Here is an 18,199-nt window from a genome sequence, read left to right as displayed (position 1 = left end):
GCGCGGCGGTGGCGCGCATGTCTGAAGGTGCTTACTGCGCCTCGCGCCATGTTACCAAACGCGCCCGGCGGCGTGCCGGAGCGAGCCGCCGCACGCTTGCGCGGCTCGCCATGGGGCTTAGCCGGTCAGCCGGCGCTTGCGCACACGACGAACGGGCTGCGAGTGTGCCACGTTTGCGCTGTCCGCGCGTGCGGGGGCGGCAGCGACCGGGCCCATATCTGCAGATGTTTGCTGTCACTCAATTTGGATTATCTTTCGGGCATGGGGCGGGATGATTGTGGAACGTGGCCGCAGCCCACCTGCGAAGCGCAAGACTACGCAATCAAAGCGAGACGATCATGGAAGCTTTGTCGATGTGGATTCGTTCTTGTCGGTGGCGCCCGGCAGTCGGGGCCGCGGCCGTGTGGGGCGGCGCCGCCGCGGCGCTGCTTTCGGGCGGGGCCGCCCACGCGCAGCTTGACGCCGCGAAGAGTACGATCGTCGCTGTTTCGCGCCAGATGAACGTGCCGGTACAGGGCAGCTTCACGAAGTTCGACGCGCAGATCGACTTCGATCCCGCCAAGCCCGCGAGCGGCAGCGCGAAGATCACGGTCGACACGGCGAGCTATGATCTGGGCGACCCGACCTACAACGATTCGGTGCACGGACCCGCATGGTTCGACGCGAAGACGTTCCCGCAGGCAACCTTCGTCTCGACCGCGATCGCGCCGACCGGAACGAACCAGTACAGCGTGAGCGGCAAACTCACGATCAAGGGGCACACGCAGAACGTGGCAGTGCCCGTCGTGCTCACGCCGCAGGGCGGGACGCAGACGTTCGACGGCACGCTGCCTATCCACCGGCTCGCTTTCGAAATCGGCACCGGCGAGTGGAAGGACACCTCGATCGTCGCCGACGAAGTGCTCATCAAATTTCATATCGTCGTCGTGCACAAGTAGATCGACGGCTCAAAGGAGATGCCTTTGAACAAGCTTGTCTTGATGGCCGCGGGGGCCGCCGCGGTATCGCTCGCAGCCCTGATGATGCAAGCGGCGCACGCCGCCGACACCTATCAACTCGATCCGAACCACACCTTTCCGAGCTTCGAGGCCGACCACTTCGGCGGCCTTTCCACCTGGCGCGGCAAGTTCACGAAGACCACGGGCACGGTCACGCTGGACCGTGCGGCGAAAACGGGCACCGTGGACGTGACGATCGATCCGGCATCGATCCAGACCGGCAATCCGCAGCTCGACCAGCATCTGGTGGGCGACGACTTTTTCGACGTCGCGAAGTACCCCACCGCCACCTACAAGGGCACGCGCATCGTCTTCAATGGAGACACGCCCAAAGAGGTGATCGGCGACTTCACGCTGCACGGCGTGACGCGCCCGCTCAAGCTCGAGATCGAGTCGTTCAAGTGCATGCAGCACCCGGTGCTCAAACGCGAGGTGTGCGGCGTGGAGGCCGGGGCCTCATTCAACCGCGACGACTTCGGCATGGACTCGGGCAAGAAGTACGGCTTCAAGATGAAGACCACGCTGCATATCCAGACCGAAGGCATCAAGCAGTAGGCAAAGATCGAAGGCGAAAAAAAAGCCGGTTCGCGAGAACCGGCTTTTTTGCTGGTGCGCCGCTTAAACCTGCGCGCCCGCGTTCGGATCGTTCGGATCGAACTTTTCCTTCTTGTCCTTGATGAGGTCTTCGCGCTTCACGCCGAGCCACATCGCGAGCGCCGCCGCGACGAACACCGACGAGTAGATGCCGAAGAGAATACCCACCGTCAGCGCCAGCGCGAAGTAGTGCAGCGTCGGGCCGCCGAAGAAGAACATCGAGAGCACCATCATCTGCGTACAGCCGTGGGTGATGATGGTTCGCGACATCGTGCTCGTGATCGCGTGGTTGATGACTTCGGTGACGCTCATCTTGCGCTCGCGCCGGAAGGTCTCGCGAATCCGGTCGAAGATAACGACCGATTCGTTCACCGAGTAGCCGAGCACCGCGAGCACGGCCGCAAGCACCGAGAGCGAGAACTCCCACTGGAAGAACGCGAAGAAGCCCAGAATGATCACGACGTCGTGCAAGTTCGCGATCACGCCGGCCACGGCGTACTTCCATTCAAAGCGGAACGACAGGTAGATGACGATGCCCGCCACCACGCAGGCGAGCGCGAGCAGGCCGTCGGTGGCGAGTTCCTTGCCGACCTGGGGACCTACGAACTCCACGCGTTGCAGTTGCACCTGTGGGTCAGCCGCCTTGAGCGTGGACATCACCTGGTCGCTCTGCTGCGCCGATGAGAGGCCCTGCTTGATCGGCAGGCGGATCAGCACGTCGCGCGAGGTGCCGAAGTTCTGCACCTGGGCGTCGCCGTAGCCGATCTTCGTGAGCGAGTCGCGCAGCGGCTCGAGCGGCACCGCCTGCGGATACTGCACTTCGATGACCGTGCCGCCCGTGAATTCGATCGACAGGTGCAGGCCGCGGTGGAAGAGGAAGAACACCGCCGCGATGAAGGTCAGGAGCGAGACCGCGTTGAAGATCAACGCGTGCTTCATGAACGGGATGTCTTTGCGGATGCGGAAAAATTCCATGTTCTTGACTCCGTATCAGCGGGACGAGCCGGTGTTGTTGCCCGAGCCACCGGTGCCACCCTGGGCATCGCGGCGGCGCACGACCGGCTTGGCGCGCGCGGCGCCCTTCGCGCCGGCCTTGGCCGGTTCGCGCTTCGCGGCGCTGGTGGTGGCGGCGGTGACAGCGCGGCCCGTGTCCGTGCCAGCATCGGCGCCGGCGAGCGCGGGCGTGCCTTCATCCGGCTCCGGACGCCACACCTGACCCACCGCGAGCGACTTGAGCTTCTTCTTGCCGCCGTACCAGAGGTTCACGAGGCCGCGCGAGAAGAACACGGCCGAGAACATCGACGTGAGAATGCCGATACAGTGCACGATCGCGAAGCCGCGCACCGGGCCCGAACCGAACGCGAGCAGCGCGAGACCGGCGATGAGCGTGGTCACGTTCGAGTCGAGAATCGTTGCCCAGGCGTGCGCGTAGCCGTTCTGGATGGCCAGTTGCGGCGGCGCGCCGTTACGCAGTTCTTCGCGCACGCGCTCGTTGATCAGCACGTTCGCGTCGATCGCCATACCGAGCGCCAGCGCGATAGCCGCGATACCCGGCAGCGTGAGCGTGGCCTGCAGCATGGAGAGCACGGCCACGAGCAGCAGCAGGTTCACCGAAAGGCCGATCATCGAGATCGCGCCGAACAGCATGTAGTACGCGATCATGAACACGGCGATGGCGGCAAAGCCGTAGATCACCGAGTCGAAACCCTTGCGGATGTTGTCCGCGCCAAGGCTCGGACCGACCGTGCGTTCTTCGATGATGTCCATCGGCGCGGCGAGCGAACCGGCGCGCAGCAGCAGCGCGAGGTCGGCGGCGGCCTGCGGCGTGGGCTGGCCCGTGATCTGGAAGCGGTCGCCCAGTTCCGACTGGATGGTCGCCACCGTCAGCACTTCGCCCTTGCCCTTTTCGAACAGCACCATCGCCATCGGCTTGCCGATGTTGTCGCGCGAAACGGCGCGCACCGCGCGGCCGCCCGCCGAGTCGAGGCGGATGTTGACCGACGGACGCTGATGCTCGTCAAAGCCCGCCGAAGCGTCGATGATGCGGTCGCCGGTGAAGATCACCTGCTTGCGCAGCAGCACCGGCGCGGCGTTGCCTTGCGTGAAGAGCTCGTCGCCCGGCGGCACCGGCGCGTTCACGTCCGGATGCAGGCCCATCGGGTCGGCGAGGCGCGCTTCGAGCGTCGCCGTGCGGCCGATGATGTCCTTCGCCTTCGCGGTGTCCTGCACGCCCGGCAGCTCGACCACGATACGGTCGTCGCCTTGCTGCTGGATCACGGGCTCGGCCACGCCAAGCTCGTTCACGCGGTTATGCAGCGTCTGGATGTTCTGCTTGAGCGCGGCTTGCTGAACCGCCGTCTTCACGGCCGGCGTGAACGTGCCGACGAGTTGCACGCCGCCTTCAGGATTGTTCTGCGAAGCCCACGCGAGTTCGGTGATGCCGCCCGTGCCCGAGAGCAGCTTGCGCGCCTGCTCGGCCGTGTCGGCGTCGGCGAAATTGACGACCACCGACTGGTTCACGCGGTTCACGCCGCCGTCGCGGATGTTCTTGTCACGCAGGAGCGTGCGCACGTCCGAAGCGTCGGAGTCGAGCTTCTTGTTGAGCGCGCCGTTCATGTCGACTTGCAGCAGGAAGTGCACGCCGCCGCGCAGGTCGAGGCCGAGATACATCGGCAGCGCGTGCAGGCCGGAGAGCCAGCGCGGCGAGGCGCTCTGCAGGTTCAGCGCGACGATGTACTGCGGGTCGCTCAGGTCGGCGTTCAGCGCCTTGTTGAGCGCGTCTTTCAGGCGCAGCTGCGTGTCCGTGTCGGCGACGCGCACGCGAATGTTCGCGTTCATCGACGAGTTGTCGAACGTGACGTCGGTCGCGCGGATGTTGTTCGCGGCGACTGCGGCTTCGACCTGGGCGAGCGTGCCCGAGTCGAGCTTGACCGTGGCTTTACCGCTCGACACCTGGACCGCGGGCGCTTCGCCGAAGAAATTGGGCAATGTGTACACGAAGCCGATGACGAGCGCCACCAGCATCACGACATATTTCCAGAGGGGATAACGGTTCATTGGTTGACCCAACGGGGGAGGGGAATGGCCTTAAGCGCTGCGCGCGCGCCCCGAACCTGCATTGACGTTTTGTGGTCAGTAGCTGCGAGGGCAGGCCGGGCGCGCGAGGCCGTTCTTTCGGAGGCAACGGCCTCGGTGATTCCGTGAAGCCTTACAGCGACTTGATCGTGCCCTTCGGCAGGATGGTCGTAACCGACGACTTCTGCACGGTGACTTCCGTGGTGTCGGAGATTTCAACGCCCACGTAGGCTTCGCTGACCTTCGTCACCTTGCCGACGATACCGCCGCTGATGATGACTTCGTCGCCCTTGGCCATGGCCGCGAGCATGTTGCGATGTTCCTTCTGACGCTTCATCTGCGGACGGATCATGATGAAGTACAGCACGGCGAACATCAGGATGAGGGGCAGGAAGCTCATGAGGCTCGATTCGGCACCACCTGCTGCACTGCCTTGCGCGAAGGCATTGGAAATGAACGACACGTTGGTCTCTCCGTTTTTTACGATCAAAAAGCGAGCCGGTTATTCTACCACCGGCATTCATCGCGACGATGACGCAAAATTAGCTTTGCGATCAAGCGCTTATCTCGAATCCCGCCCCGGCGCGACATGCGCGCATGGGAAAACCGGGGGGGCGTGAGCGGACCGCATGCCTTGTCCGCGCCAAAGTTGCGAAAGGTTATTGTAATGTCTGGCGCCCGGCCTCAGTCCACGCCGCGTGCGCGCTGCTCGGCAAAGCGCTGGCGGAACGCCGCAAACGTCTTCGTTTCGATCGCCGCGCGCATCTCGCTCATCAGCTCCAGGTAATAGTGCAGGTTGTGGATCGTGTTGAGCTGCGCGCCGAGGATCTCGCCCACGCGGTGCAGGTGGTGCAGGTAGCCGCGCGTGAAATTGCGGCAGGTGTAGCAGCCGCATTGTTCGTCGAGCGGGCGCAGCGAGTTGCGGTGCACGGCGTTGCGGATCTTGATGTCGCCAAAGCGCGTGAAGATCCAGCCGTTGCGCGCGTTGCGCGTGGGCATCACGCAGTCGAACATGTCGACGCCCGAAGCGACTCCCGCCACCAGGTCTTCCGGCGTGCCCACGCCCATCAGGTAGTGCGGCTTGTCGGCGGGCAGCTTCGGCGCGATGTGTTCGAGCACGCGCATCATGTCTTCCTTCGGTTCGCCAACCGACAACCCGCCGATCGCGTAGCCGTGGAACGGCATCTGCGAGAGGCCGGCGAGCGATTCGTCGCGCAGGTCCTCGAACATGCCGCCCTGCACGATGCCGAACAAGGCGTTCGGGTTGCCGAGACGGTTGAACTCGTCGATCGAGCGCTGTGCCCAGCGCATCGACATGCGCATCGAATCCGCGGCTTCCTTGTGCGTGGTCGGCACGCCGTTGGTCGCGTAGGGCGTGCATTCGTCGAACTGCATGACGATGTCCGAATTCAGCACCTTCTGGATCTGCATCGACACTTCGGGCGAGAGGAACAGCTTGTCGCCGTTCACGGGCGAGGCGAAGCGCACGCCGTCTTCAGAGATCTTGCGCAGGTCGCCGAGCGAAAACACCTGGAAGCCGCCCGAATCCGTGAGGATGGGCCGGTTCCAGCCCATGAAGCGGTGCAGGCCGCCGTGCGCCTCGATCGTTTCCAGACCCGGGCGCAGCCAGAGGTGGAACGTGTTACCGAGGATGATCTGCGCCTTCATCTCTTCGAGCTCGCGCGGCTGCGTGGCCTTCACGGTGCCGTAGGTGCCCACGGGCATGAAGATCGGCGTTTCGACCACGCCGTGATTGAGCGTGACACGGCCGCGGCGCGCGAGGCCGTCGGTGCCGAGCAGTTCGAATTTCAGGCCGTTTTGCGGGCGTTCGCCCAGGTATGCGCCGTGTTCGGCGCGCGCGTTGTTTTGATGACCGTCGGTCATGCATGGACTCCTGTGCAACCGGAAAACAGTCCGGCGCAATTGGTGAAACGCCGCCGCGCGTTGTTCGTATGTCGCGTGGCGGCCTGGAAAGCGTGAGTGTTACTTGTTGAGCGCGTCGTCGGTTTTCGTCAGCAGCATCGCGTCGCCGTAGCTGAAGAATCGATAACGCTCGGCAATTGCGTGACGATACGCCGCGCGGATCGTTTCAATGCCCGCGAACGCCGAAACCAGCATCAGCAGCGTCGATTTCGGCAGGTGGAAGTTCGTCACGAGCCGATCCACCACGCGGAACTTGTAGCCCGGCGTGATGAAGATGTCGGTCTCCGCCTGGGTTGCCGCGAGCGCGCGGCCTTCACGGTCGGCGTCCCGCGCGGCGGCTTCGAGCGCGCGCATCGAGGTCGTGCCCACCGCGATCACACGTCCGCCGCGCGCACGCGTGGCGGCGATCTTGTCGACGAGCGATTGCGGCAGCTCGTACCACTCGCTATGCATCTTGTGCTCGGCAATGTTCTCCACGCGCACCGGCTGGAACGTGCCTGCGCCCACGTGCAACGTGAGCGTGGCGCGCTCCACGCCTTGCGCGTCGAGTTGCGCGAGGAGGGCGTCGTCGAAGTGCAGGCCCGCCGTGGGTGCGGCCACGGCGCCCGGATTCTGCGCGAATACCGTTTGATAGCGCGTTTCGTCGCTCGCGTCGGCGTCGTGCGTGATATAGGGCGGCAGCGGCAGACGGCCGTGTTGCTCGATCAGCGTGAGGCAGTCGTCGGGGAAATGCAGCGTGTAGAACTGGACGACGCGCTCGCCAACCGTCACGTCGAACGCGTCGGCGAGACGCAGCACGGTGCCGGGGCCCGGGCTCTTGCTCGCGCGGATCTGCGCGAGCGCTGTGCGTGCACCGGTCAGGCGCTCCACGAGCACCTCGATCTTGCCGCCGCTGGCCTTCTGGCCGAAGAAACGCGCCTTCAGCACCTTGGTATCGTTGAAGACCAGAAGGTCGCCCGGCGAGATGCACGCGGGCAGCTCGGAAAAGCGACGGTCGGCGAGACGCGCGGGTTGGCCTGGCAACTGCGCGGTGTTGTCGACCTCCAGCAGACGGCTCGCGCTGCGCTCGGGCAGGGCGGTCTGCGCGATCAGTTCCTCGGGGAGGTCGAAATCGAAATCGGAAAGCTTGAACATGCGGCCTGAAGTAACGGAAATGCGCCGGAGGCCCGGCGCGCGGCGGCTTTGCGGGGCCGAACCGCGAAGCGGTTGCGCCCCAAAAAGCGGCTGCAATGGCCGCCCACGTGTGATGAGCAGCTATGATTGCGGGACATGCGCGTTTGCGACGTGCGCGAGAGCGATGCGTGCGGTGTGCCCGATGGAGGCCGTCGCACTGCACGCGCCGCGCCATGCCGCAAAGCCGATATTGTACTTGCGAAGCAGCCCATGCCCCCAACCGTTAGCCGATTGATGTCCGAACCCGATTCCGCGAGCGAAGCGCCCGACGACGCGCACGCGCCCGAGGACGGCGCGCGGCAACCGGAGGCTGCGCAAGGGGCCGCACCGCCCGCACGCAAACGCGCCGCGAAGAAGTCAGCGGAAAAGGCCGTAGAAAAAGCCGCGGCCAAAGACAAGCCCAAGCTCACCAAAACCGCCGACAAGCTCGCCAAACTCGGCCTGCGCAGCGACATCGATCTCGTGTTGCATCTGCCGATGCGCTACGAGGACGAAACCACGCTCACGCCCATCGGCGAACTGCTGCCGGGCGGCATCGCGCAAACCGAAGGCGTGGTGTTCGACAACGAGATCGCCTACCGGCCGCGCCGCCAACTCGTCGTGAAGCTGCAGGATCACAACGGCGACGAACTGCATCTGCGTTTCCTGAACTTCTACGGATCGCAGGTCGCGCAGATGGCGATCGGCAAGCGCCTGCGCGTGCGCGGCGACGTGCGCGGCGGCTTCTTCGGCATGGAGATGGTGCATCCGGCGGTGAAGGTCGTGGAAGGCGACGCGCCGCTGCCACAGGCGCTCACGCCGGTGTACCCATCGACGGCGGGCGTGAGCCAGGCGTATCTGCGCAAGGCCATCGACAACGCGCTGTCGCGTGCGCATCTGCCCGAACTCCTGCCCGATACGGTCGCGCACGAGTTCATGGAGCCGTTGAACGTGCCGTCGCTCATGGACGCAGTGAAGACGCTGCACCACCCGCCCGTGAACGCCGACGAGCACGAACTCATCGACGGCACGCATCCCGCGTGGACCCGCATCAAGTTCGAGGAACTGCTCGCGCAGCAACTGTCGCTCAAGCGCGCGCACGAAGAGCGCCGCACGCGCGCCGCGCCCGCCATGGCGCGTCACGTCGCGGGGCGCAAGAGCGAAGAGACGCTGCTTGCGCGTCTGCGCGGCGCGTTGCCGTTCACGCTGACCGGCGCGCAGGAGCGTGTGGTCGGCGAGATCGCGCACGATCTCGAACAGCCGCATCCGATGCAGCGCCTGCTGCAAGGGGACGTGGGCAGCGGCAAGACCGTGGTCGCGGCGCTCGCGGCCGCCCAAGCCATCGACGCGGGCTATCAGGCCGCGCTCATGGCGCCCACCGAAATTCTCGCGGAGCAGCACGCACGCAAGCTGCGCGGCTGGCTCGAACCGCTTGGCGTGCAGGTGGCGTGGCTCGCGGGCAGCCTGAAGGCGAAGGAAAAGCGCGCGGCGCTCGAAGCCGCGGCGCTCGGCACGGCGCAGCTCGTAATCGGCACGCACGCGATCATTCAGGACGCCGTGGAATTCGCGCGCCTCGGCCTCGTGATCGTCGACGAACAGCATCGTTTCGGCGTGGAGCAGCGGCTCGCGCTGCGCGCCAAGGCGCAGAACGCGAAATCGCCGGATCAGGCGCATCGCGAGTTCCAGCCGCATCAACTGATGATGTCGGCCACGCCGATTCCGCGCACGCTCGCCATGACGTACTACGCGGACCTCGACGTTTCCACCATCGACGAGTTGCCGCCGGGCCGCACGCCGATTCTCACGAAGCTCATCTCGGACGCGCGCCGCGAAGAGGTGATCGCGCGCGTGCGCGCGGCGGCGCTCACCGGTCGTCAGGTGTACTGGGTATGTCCGCTGATCGAGGAAAGCGAGACGTTGCAGCTGCAAACGGCCGTCGAGACTTACGAAACACTCGTGGCCGCGCTGCCGGAACTCACCGTCGGCCTCGTGCACGGCCGCCTGGCCTCCACGGACAAGGCCGCCGTGATGGATGCATTCTCACGCAACGAAGCGCAGCTGCTCGTGGCGACGACGGTGATCGAAGTGGGCGTGGACGTGCCCAACGCCTCACTGATGGTGATCGAGCACGCCGAGCGCTTCGGCCTCGCGCAGCTTCACCAGTTGCGCGGGCGTGTGGGGCGCGGCAGCGCCGCTTCAGTATGCGTGCTGCTCTATACCGGACCGTTGTCGCTCACAGGCCGCGCGCGCCTGCAAACCATGCGCGAGACCACCGACGGCTTCGAGATCGCCCGCAAGGACCTCGAAATCCGCGGCCCCGGCGAATTCCTCGGTGCGCGTCAATCGGGCGCGGCGATGCTGCGCTTCGCAAACCTCGAAAACGACGCATGGCTCATTGAGCCCGCGCGCGGCGCCGCCGAACGCCTGCTGCACGAGTTTCCGCTCGTCGTCACGCAGCACCTGAACCGCTGGCTCGGCGCCCGCGAGCAATACCTGAAAGCGTAAATACTCCATTGCGCGGAACCTGCGCGTGCTCACGCCGTCTGACCCTTTTGCGCTGATCACGCCCCGCATAGGGGTGTTGATTATTGGCGAATCTCCGCCATAGGTGTATAACTACAAGCTATTGATTCACCTTTTTTGATTGGTCCCCGAATGACGCTCACTGAACTGAAATACATTGTCGCGGTAGCTCGAGAGCGCCACTTCGGACGGGCCGCAGAAGCCTGCTTCGTGAGCCAGCCGACCCTTTCGGTCGCCATCAAGAAGCTCGAAGACGAACTGAACGTGCAGATCTTCGAGCGCGGTACGAGCGAAGTGAGCGTGACGCCCATCGGCGAGCAGATCGTCACGCAAGCGCAGCGCGTGCTCGAACAGACGCTCGCCATCAAGGAAATCGCCAAGCAGGGCAAGGACCCGCTCGTGGGGCCGCTGCGCCTGGGCGTCATCTACACGATCGGGCCCTACCTGTTGCCCACGCTTGTCAAGCAGATGATCAAGCGCGTGCCGCAAATGCCGCTCATGCTGCAGGAGAACTACACGCTCAAGCTCATCGAACTGCTCAAGCAGGGCGAGATCGACGTGGCGATCATGGCGCTGCCGTTCCCTGAAACCGGCCTTACGCTGCGCCCGCTCTACGACGAGCCGTTCGTCGTCGCGCTGCCTTCGGGCCATGCGTGGGAACAGCGCCCGAAGATCGACCCGGACGACCTCAAGCAGGAAACCATGCTGCTGCTCGGCAGCGGGCATTGCTTCCGCGACCACGTGCTGGGCGTGTGCCCGGAGCTGATGCGCTTCTCGCAGAACGCCGACGGCATCCAGAAGACCTTCGAAGGCTCGTCGCTGGAGACCATTCGCCATATGGTCGCGAGCGGCGTGGGCATTACCGTGCTGCCGCGCATGTCGGTGACCGAAGTGAAGCCGCACGCGGGCGGTGTCGATTCCGGGCTGCTTTCCTACGTGCCGTTCGACGAACCCGTGCCGGACCGCCGCGTGGTGCTCGCGTGGCGCAAGAGCTTCACGCGCCTGCCGGCGATCGAGGCGATCGTCGACGCCATTCACGCCTGCGATCTGCCCGGCGTGAAGAAGATCGAGGCGCCTGCCGAGGCGGCCTGACGACCATCGCGCCGCGCGCGCTCGGGCTGCGCGGCGCGTTTTCCTCTCTGGCGCGGCATTCGCCCGCGTCGCCATTCCCCATTCTTACGTTCCTTGCGACCCCAATAACTAGCGCCTATTCGATAGATTAAGTAAATCAAATTATATATATCGATAGTCACTGTTACAGTTCCTCTAACCGATCCCAACCGGTAACCCCTGGAGGAAGCGATGCAAACCACCCACTCGAACACGCCCGCACCCAGCACCCCGGCACGCGCCCATTCTGGCCTTCGCACCGTGTGGTTCTCGCTGCTGGTCGACCGCGCGCTGTCCGCCTGACGGCCTCGCGCCACTCCGCCACAGATTTCCCCGAGTTCCAGAACACACCCGCAAGCAAGAAAGGATTCCAGCATGACCGACCGTACTCTCACCTCGGCAGCCGGCGCACCCGTCGTCGATAACCAGAACTCCGTCACCGCCGGCCCGCGCGGCCCCGTGATGCTGCAGGACGTGTGGCTCCTCGAAAAGCTCGCGCACTTCGACCGCGAAGTGATTCCCGAGCGCCGCGTTCACGCGAAGGGCTCGGGCGCGTTCGGCACGCTCAAGGTCACGCACGACATCTCGCGCTACACGAAAGCGAAAGTGTTCGGCGAAGTCGGCAAGGAAACGCCGCTCTTCATCCGTTTCTCAACCGTGGCGGGCGAGCGCGGCGCAGCCGACGCTGAGCGCGACGTGCGCGGCTTCTCGATCAAGTTCTACACGGAAGAGGGTAACTGGGACATCGTCGGCAACAACACGCCGGTGTTCTTCATTCGCGACCCGCTCAAGTTCCCCGACTTCATCCACACGCAAAAGCGCGATCCGCGCACCAACATGCGCAGCAACGTCGCGGCCTGGGACTTCTGGTCGCGTCATCCGGAGTCGCTGCATCAGGTGACGATCCTCATGAGCGATCGCGGCATTCCGAAGAACTATCGCCAGCAGCACGGTTTCGGCTCGCACACGTTCTCGTTCATCAACGCGAATAACGAGCGCTTCTATGTGAAGTTCCACTTCAAGTCGGCGCAGGGCGTGGAGAATTACAGCGATGCCGAAGCCGCGCAGGTGATTGCTCAGGACCGCGAATCGGCGCAGCGCGATCTCTTCAACGAGATCGAGAAGGGCAATTTCCCGAAGTGGCATTTCCGCGTTCAGGTGATGCCCGAGGCCGATGCCGCGAAGGTGCCGTACAACCCGTTCGACATCACGAAGGTCTGGCCGCACAAGGACTATCCGCTGATCGACGTGGGCACGATCGAGTTGAACCGCAATCCGGAGAACTATTTCGCCGATGTCGAGCAGGCCGCTTTCACGCCGGCGAACGTGGTGCCGGGCATCAGCTTCTCGCCGGATCGCTTGCTGCAGGGCCGTTTGTTCTCGTATGGCGACACGCAGCGCTATCGCCTGGGTGTGAACCATCATCAGATTCCGGTGAACGCGCCGCGTTGCCCGTTCCACTCGTTCCATCGTGACGGCGCCATGCGTACCGACGGCAACCTGGGCAGCAACGTGAACTACGAGCCGAGCCGTTTCGGCGACTTCGCGCAGCGTCCTGAGGCCGGCGAGCCGCCGCTCGCGGCGGGTGCGGTCGATCACTACGATCACCGCGATGACGACGACTACTACAGCCAGCCGGGCGCGCTGTTCAGGTTGTTCGATGCCGGCGAGCGCGAGCGGCTTTTCGCGAACATCGCGCGGCATATCAACGGTGTGCCGGCGGAGATCGTGGAGCACCAGATCGAGCACTTCCGCCGCGCCGATCCGGCGTACGCGCAAGGCGTGATCGATGCGATCGCGAAGTTGGCCAAATAAGGTGGGAGGCGCGGTTTGTTGTCACAACGTTGAGACGACCGACCGCACATGAAGCAGGACCATAAGGTAACGCGCAAGGAGCACGATCATGACCCGAACGATGACGATGACCCTCAAGACCATGGGCGCAGGCAAAGGCTCTGGCAACGCCGTTGCAATGGCGCGCACGCGCGCGGACGGCACGCAGATCGTGCGCCGCATGGTGGGCTTCGCGATTCTCGCAAGCGGTTTCGTGGCGATCGCCACGCAAGCCTTCGCGCACCTGGCAGGGCACTGAAAGCGCCGGGCGTCGTGCTGGGTACTAGGGACGGATGAGCCGGTTTTCTGACATTTCCAGGCTACACTGACGGCCGATCGAGCTTTTGTGCGCGTACTGCAAAGCGCGCCGCAACGAGATCGTCACGCACGCGTAGTCTCACTGCTACACAAGGAGTCGTCATGGCCAAAAAAGCAACCGTACAGCACGTGAATATCGGTATCAGCGACAAGGATCGCAAGAAGATCGCGGATGGTCTCTCGCGCCTGCTCGCGGACACCTACACGCTGTATCTGAAGACGCACAATTTCCACTGGAACGTCACGGGGCCGATGTTCAACACGCTCCACCTGATGTTCGAGGGGCAGTACAACGAACTCGCGCTGGCCGTGGACGCGATCGCCGAGCGCATTCGCGCGCTGGGCGTGCATGCGCCGGGCAGCTACAAGGAATTCGCGAAGCTCTCGTCGATTCCAGAAGCGGACGGCGTGCCGGCCGCGGAAGACATGATCCGCCAGCTGGTGGAAGGCCAGGAAGCCGTGGTGCGCACCGCGCGCGCGATCTTCCCGTCGACGGAAGCGGCCAACGACGAGCCGACCGCCGACCTGCTCACGCAACGCATGCAGACGCACGAAAAGACCGCGTGGATGCTGCGCTCGCTGCTGGCGTGATGCCGATGCGGCGCCTGGGCGCCGCACCCAAAGCACGATAAGTATGACAAAGGCCTGCCGGATGTCCGGCGGGCCTTTGTTTTTGCGCCGGTGCGGCTCGCGGCAAGGGTGGAGGCGGCAAGGCGGCGCCCTGGCCTACAATAGCGGCATCGCTTTTCCCGCCTCGATCATGTTCGCCCGACTCCCGCTCTATTTGCGGCTCGTCCGCATGGACAAGCCGATCGGCAGCCTGCTGCTGCTCTGGCCGACGCTCAACGCGCTTTGGATCGCCTCGGACGGCCATCCTCCCGTCTCGCTGCTGATCATTTTCACGCTCGGCACCGTGCTGATGCGCTCGGCGGGCTGCGCGATCAACGACTACGCCGACCGCGACTTCGACCGTCACGTGAAGCGCACGGCCGAGCGCCCCATCACGTCGGGCCGCATTCGCGCCTGGGAAGCGGTGGCGATTGCCGCGGGCCTCGCGCTCGTGTCGTTCCTGCTGATCCTGCCGCTCAATGCGCTCACGAAGCAGCTTTCGGTCGTGGCGCTGTTCGTCGCCGCGTCTTATCCGTTCACCAAGCGCTTTTTCGCGATTCCGCAGGCGTATCTGGGCATTGCGTTCGGCTTCGGCATTCCGATGGCGTTCGCTGCCGTGCAGGATCACGTGCCTGCGCTCGCGTGGATCATGCTGGCCGCGAACGTGTTCTGGTCCGTGGCCTACGACACCGAATACGCGATGGTCGATCGCGACGACGACATCAAGATTGGCATTCGCACCTCGGCGCTCACGTTCGGCCGCTTCGACGTGCTCGCGATCATGCTCTGCTATGCGGTGACGCTCGGCATTTACGTCTGGGTTGGCGTGACGCTGGGTTTCGGCTGGCTTTACTGGCTCGGCTGGGCGGCTGCGGTGGGTTGCGCGATTTACCACTACACGCTCATCAAGGGGCGCGAGCGCATGCCGTGCTTCGCCGCTTTCCGCCACAACAACTGGCTTGGCGGCGTGCTGTTCGTAGGGATTGCGGCGCATTACGCCGTCGCGGGACTCTAAGGCCGGATCGGCTTCATATAAAAAAGCGCCGGGTGTGCATGACACACCCGGCGCTTTTTTTCAGGTCGCGGCGGCTGGCTTACTGCTTGCCGAATTCCTCGCCCATTTCCTTCGCGCGTGCATCGGCCGCGAGCGCGCCCTTGACGATGGCGGCCTTCACGCCCGATGCGTCGAACGACGCCAGCGCGGCGGCGGTCGTGCCGCCCTTCGAGGTCACACGCTCGCGCAGCACGGCGGGCGGCTCGTCCGATTGCAGCGCAAGCTGGGCCGCGCCCGTGAACGTGGCGATGGCGAGCGCGCGGCCTTGCCGCTCGTCCATGCCGAGCTGGCGCGCCGCTTCTTCGAGCGCTTCGATGAAGTAGAACACGTAGGCCGGGCCGCTGCCCGAGATGCCGGTGACCGCGTCGATCTTCGCTTCGTCGTCGAACCAGACCGTTTGGCCGACGGCGCCGAGCACATCGGAGGCAAGCTGGCGGCCTGCCGCGTCCACGCCGCTGCTCGCGACGAGGCCGGTTGCGCCCATGCCGATCAGCGCGGGCGTGTTCGGCATCGTGCGCACGACGCGCGCATGGCCATTCAGCCAGCGCGAAAGGTCGTCGATGCGAATGCCAGCCATGATGCTGATCACGACCTGGTTCGCGCCAAGATGCGGGGCGATGCCTTCGGCCACGGCCTTGGCGATTTGCGGCTTCACTGCGATCAGAACCGCGTCGTACGAGGCGAGCGCGGCGTCCGCTGCGGCGCCGGTGCGCACGCCGAACTGCTCGGCGCTGCGCTTGCGGGCGTCTTCGTTCGGATCGATCGCGTAGAGGTTGTCGGCGGGAACGCCCTTGCGGATCAGGCCGCCGATGAGTGCGGCGGCCATGTTGCCGCCGCCGATGAAGGCTATTTTCATGGTGATGGAAGAGTTCAGTGATTCAGTGAGAGTAGTCGCGCGCGCCGAAGATCGCGGTGCCGACGCGCACGATCGTCGCGCCTTCGAGTACTGCGGCTTCGAGGTCGGCCGACATGCCCATGGAGAGCGTGTCGAGCACGAGGCCTTCTGCGCGTAGCGCTTCGAACAGCTCGCGCAGCTGGCGGTGCGGCACGCGTTGCGCCTCGAGCGAGGATTCCGGCTCAGGGATCGACATGAGCCCGCGCAGGCGCAGGTTGGGCAGGGCGGCGATCTGCTTGGCGACCTGCTGCGCTTCTTGCGGGGTGACGCCGCTCTTGCTGGCTTCGCCGCTCACGTTGACCTGGAGGCAGACGTTGAGCGGCGCCATGCCGGCGGGACGTTGCGCCGAAAGGCGTTCGGCAATCTTCAGACGATCGACCGAATGGACCCAGTCGAAACGCTCGGCTACGGGGCGTGTCTTGTTCGATTGGAGCGGCCCGATGAAATGCCATTCGATGCTCGCGCGCAGGTCGGCGAGCGCTTCGATCTTGTCCACGGATTCCTGCACGTAGTTCTCGCCGAACGCGCGCTGGCCGGCAGCGTGAGCGGCGCGCACGTCCTGCGCAGGAAAGGTTTTCGAAACCGCGAGCAACTCCACGCTTTGCGGGTCGCGGCCGGCGTTGCGGGCGGCGGCGGCGATGCGCTCGCGGACAGCTTCGAGATTGTGGGAGAGATCGGTCATCGGGCTTGAAGGCTGGCGCGTGAAGTGGCTCGCGCCCGCTTTTGGATCCAAAACGAACAGAACGACGGCCATTATACGGACTGCGCACGGCGCGAAACTACTGGCCAGAAAGCCTATGCGCGCGCTTAGCCATTCGGCCGACTGTTTGCGCGCCGTGCGTCTCGTTACGCTGGTTCCGTTCCCGATGGACTCAATTCGTCACCAGCATATGTTCGACCAGCTCAATCCAGTGCGTGACCGGAATTGCCGTGCCGCTTTGCAGGTGCGTGATGCAGCCAATGTTGGCGGAAACGATCAATTGCGGCTCCAGCGCCTGCAGCCGGTCTACCTTCTGGTTGCGCAGCGTGTAGGAAAGGCGCGGCTGCGTGATCGAATATGTGCCGGCGGAGCCGCAGCAAAGGTGGCTGTCGGCGGGCAGCCGCACGTCCAGTCCGAGCGCGGTGAGCAGCCTTTCCACGCCGCCGCGCAACTGCTGGCCGTGCTGCAGCGTGCAGGGGGGATGCCAGGCCACCGTCTTGATGCCGCGCCGTCTCGTCGCGCTCACGAGCTGCTCCTCGAACGCGGGCAGCAACTCCGAAAGATCACGCGTGAGTTCGACCACACGGCGCGCTTTTTCCACATAAGCCGGATCGTCGCGCAGCAGGTGCGCGTATTCCTTCACCGTCGCGCCGCAGCCCGAGGCGTTCATCACGATCGCTTCCACGCCTTGCTCGATGTGTGGCCACCAGGCGTCGATGTTGGCGCGCACGTCGTCGAGGGCGTCGTCGGCGTAGCCCATATGCAGACGGATCGCGCCGCAGCAGCCCGATTGCGGCGCGACGATCGTTTCGATGCCCAGCGCGTCCAGCACGCGAGCCGTGGCGATGTTGATGTTGGGCATCATCGAAGGCTGCACGCAGCCTTGCAGCATCAGCATCTTGCGCGCGTGCTTCGCCGTGGGCCACGCGAGCGAGCGCTGGCGCACGGGCACCTTGTCGCGCAGTCGCTTGGGCAGCAGCGGCCGTACCTGCTGGCCGAGGCGCATGGCCGGCGTGAAGAGCGCGCGGCGCGGCAACAGGCCCGCGAGCAGGCGGCGCATGACGCGCTGGCGCAGCGGACGCTTCACCATCTGTTCGGCATGCTTGCGGCCCACTTCCACGAGGCGCCCGTACTGCACGCCCGAAGGGCAGGTGGTCTCGCAACTGCGGCAGGTGAGGCAGCGATCCAGGTGCGTGAGCGTGCTCTTCGTGACCGGCGCGCCTTCCACCATCTGCTTCATGAGATAGATGCGCCCGCGCGGGCCGTCCAGCTCGTCGCCGAGCAGCTGATAGGTCGGGCAGGTCGCGGTGCAGAAGCCGCAATGCACGCACTTGCGCAGGATCGCGTCGGCTTCGTCGCCGTCGGGGGTGTTGCGTATGAAGTCCGCGAGGTTCGTCTGCATCGCCGCGTGTGGG

16 protein-coding genes are annotated in these 18,199 nt (G+C 64.8%); 8 read left to right on the top strand and 8 right to left on the bottom strand.

Annotated elements, in window-relative coordinates; genetic code table 11:
• Positions 1–353 precede the first annotated feature (353 nt).
• Both VSR72_RS10755 and VSR72_RS10750 read left to right on the top strand, forming a co-directional pair.
• The gene (locus VSR72_RS10755; RefSeq protein ID WP_342952434.1) at positions 354–938 is read left to right on the top strand and encodes a YceI family protein; all 585 of its coding nucleotides are present in this window, start codon (positions 354–356) and stop codon (positions 936–938) included.
• A gap of 18 nt (positions 939–956) precedes the next feature.
• Positions 957–1,553, top strand: a complete 597-nt coding sequence (locus VSR72_RS10750; RefSeq protein ID WP_342952350.1) for a YceI family protein — start codon at positions 957–959, stop codon at positions 1,551–1,553.
• A 63-nt stretch (positions 1,554–1,616) separates the two neighbouring features.
• On the opposite strand, the gene secF is transcribed toward VSR72_RS10750, so the two are convergent.
• The 5 genes from secF to queA form a co-directional block, all read right to left on the bottom strand.
• Positions 1,617–2,567, bottom strand: coding sequence for a protein translocase subunit SecF (secF, locus tag VSR72_RS10745; protein ID WP_342952349.1), 951 nt, complete (start codon positions 2,565–2,567; stop codon positions 1,617–1,619).
• A gap of 15 nt (positions 2,568–2,582) precedes the next feature.
• Complete coding sequence (gene secD, locus VSR72_RS10740) at positions 2,583–4,649, bottom strand: protein translocase subunit SecD (protein ID WP_342952348.1); 2,067 nt, start codon at positions 4,647–4,649, stop codon at positions 2,583–2,585.
• A gap of 151 nt (positions 4,650–4,800) precedes the next feature.
• Positions 4,801–5,130: a preprotein translocase subunit YajC gene (gene yajC / locus VSR72_RS10735; RefSeq protein ID WP_342952347.1), complete on the bottom strand. Its 330-nt coding sequence runs from the start codon at positions 5,128–5,130 to the stop codon at positions 4,801–4,803.
• Between the two features lie 221 nt (positions 5,131–5,351).
• Positions 5,352–6,551, bottom strand: a complete 1,200-nt coding sequence (gene tgt, locus VSR72_RS10730; protein ID WP_158756992.1) for a tRNA guanosine(34) transglycosylase Tgt — start codon at positions 6,549–6,551, stop codon at positions 5,352–5,354.
• A 99-nt stretch (positions 6,552–6,650) separates the two neighbouring features.
• Entirely contained in the window at positions 6,651–7,724 is a 1,074-nt protein-coding gene (queA, locus tag VSR72_RS10725; RefSeq protein WP_342952346.1) for a tRNA preQ1(34) S-adenosylmethionine ribosyltransferase-isomerase QueA, read from the bottom strand.
• 273 nt (positions 7,725–7,997) lie between these two features.
• Here queA and recG point away from each other — a divergent pair, with 273 nt between their 5' ends.
• The 6 genes from recG to ubiA all read left to right on the top strand — a co-directional run bounded on the left by recG (position 7,998) and on the right by ubiA (position 15,150).
• Positions 7,998–10,247 (top strand): ATP-dependent DNA helicase RecG, encoded by a 2,250-nt coding sequence (recG, locus tag VSR72_RS10720; RefSeq protein WP_342952345.1) that lies wholly within the window; start codon positions 7,998–8,000, stop codon positions 10,245–10,247.
• Positions 10,248–10,397: 150 nt separating this feature from the next.
• Entirely contained in the window at positions 10,398–11,357 is a 960-nt protein-coding gene (locus VSR72_RS10715; protein ID WP_342952344.1) for a hydrogen peroxide-inducible genes activator, read from the top strand.
• 393 nt (positions 11,358–11,750) lie between these two features.
• A complete protein-coding gene (locus tag VSR72_RS10710) occupies positions 11,751–13,190 on the top strand; it encodes a catalase (RefSeq protein WP_342952343.1) in 1,440 nt (479 codons plus the stop codon).
• 88 nt (positions 13,191–13,278) lie between these two features.
• Complete coding sequence (locus tag VSR72_RS10705) at positions 13,279–13,467, top strand: hypothetical protein (protein ID WP_342952342.1); 189 nt, start codon at positions 13,279–13,281, stop codon at positions 13,465–13,467.
• A gap of 161 nt (positions 13,468–13,628) precedes the next feature.
• Complete coding sequence (locus VSR72_RS10700) at positions 13,629–14,117, top strand: Dps family protein (protein WP_028209467.1); 489 nt, start codon at positions 13,629–13,631, stop codon at positions 14,115–14,117.
• Positions 14,118–14,286: 169 nt separating this feature from the next.
• Positions 14,287–15,150: a 4-hydroxybenzoate octaprenyltransferase gene (ubiA, locus tag VSR72_RS10695; RefSeq protein ID WP_342952341.1), complete on the top strand. Its 864-nt coding sequence runs from the start codon at positions 14,287–14,289 to the stop codon at positions 15,148–15,150.
• Between the two features lie 79 nt (positions 15,151–15,229).
• Here the strand turns inward: ubiA and proC are convergent, their stop codons facing one another.
• The 3 genes from proC to glcF all read right to left on the bottom strand — a co-directional run bounded on the left by proC (position 15,230) and on the right by glcF (position 18,186).
• Positions 15,230–16,045, bottom strand: coding sequence for a pyrroline-5-carboxylate reductase (proC, locus tag VSR72_RS10690; protein ID WP_342952340.1), 816 nt, complete (start codon positions 16,043–16,045; stop codon positions 15,230–15,232).
• Positions 16,046–16,067: 22 nt separating this feature from the next.
• The gene (locus VSR72_RS10685) at positions 16,068–16,766 is read right to left on the bottom strand and encodes a YggS family pyridoxal phosphate-dependent enzyme (protein ID WP_342952339.1); all 699 of its coding nucleotides are present in this window, start codon (positions 16,764–16,766) and stop codon (positions 16,068–16,070) included.
• 190 nt (positions 16,767–16,956) lie between these two features.
• Positions 16,957–18,186 (bottom strand): glycolate oxidase subunit GlcF, encoded by a 1,230-nt coding sequence (glcF, locus tag VSR72_RS10680; RefSeq protein ID WP_342952338.1) that lies wholly within the window; start codon positions 18,184–18,186, stop codon positions 16,957–16,959.
• Positions 18,187–18,199 lie beyond the last annotated feature (13 nt).

It is taken from the genome of Paraburkholderia sp. JHI869 (assembly GCF_038900775.1).
In the GTDB taxonomy this organism is placed as follows: Bacteria; Pseudomonadota; Gammaproteobacteria; order Burkholderiales; family Burkholderiaceae; genus Paraburkholderia.
Note: the sequence above shows the minus strand (reverse complement) of the source record. Positions and strands in the feature narration are given on the sequence as shown.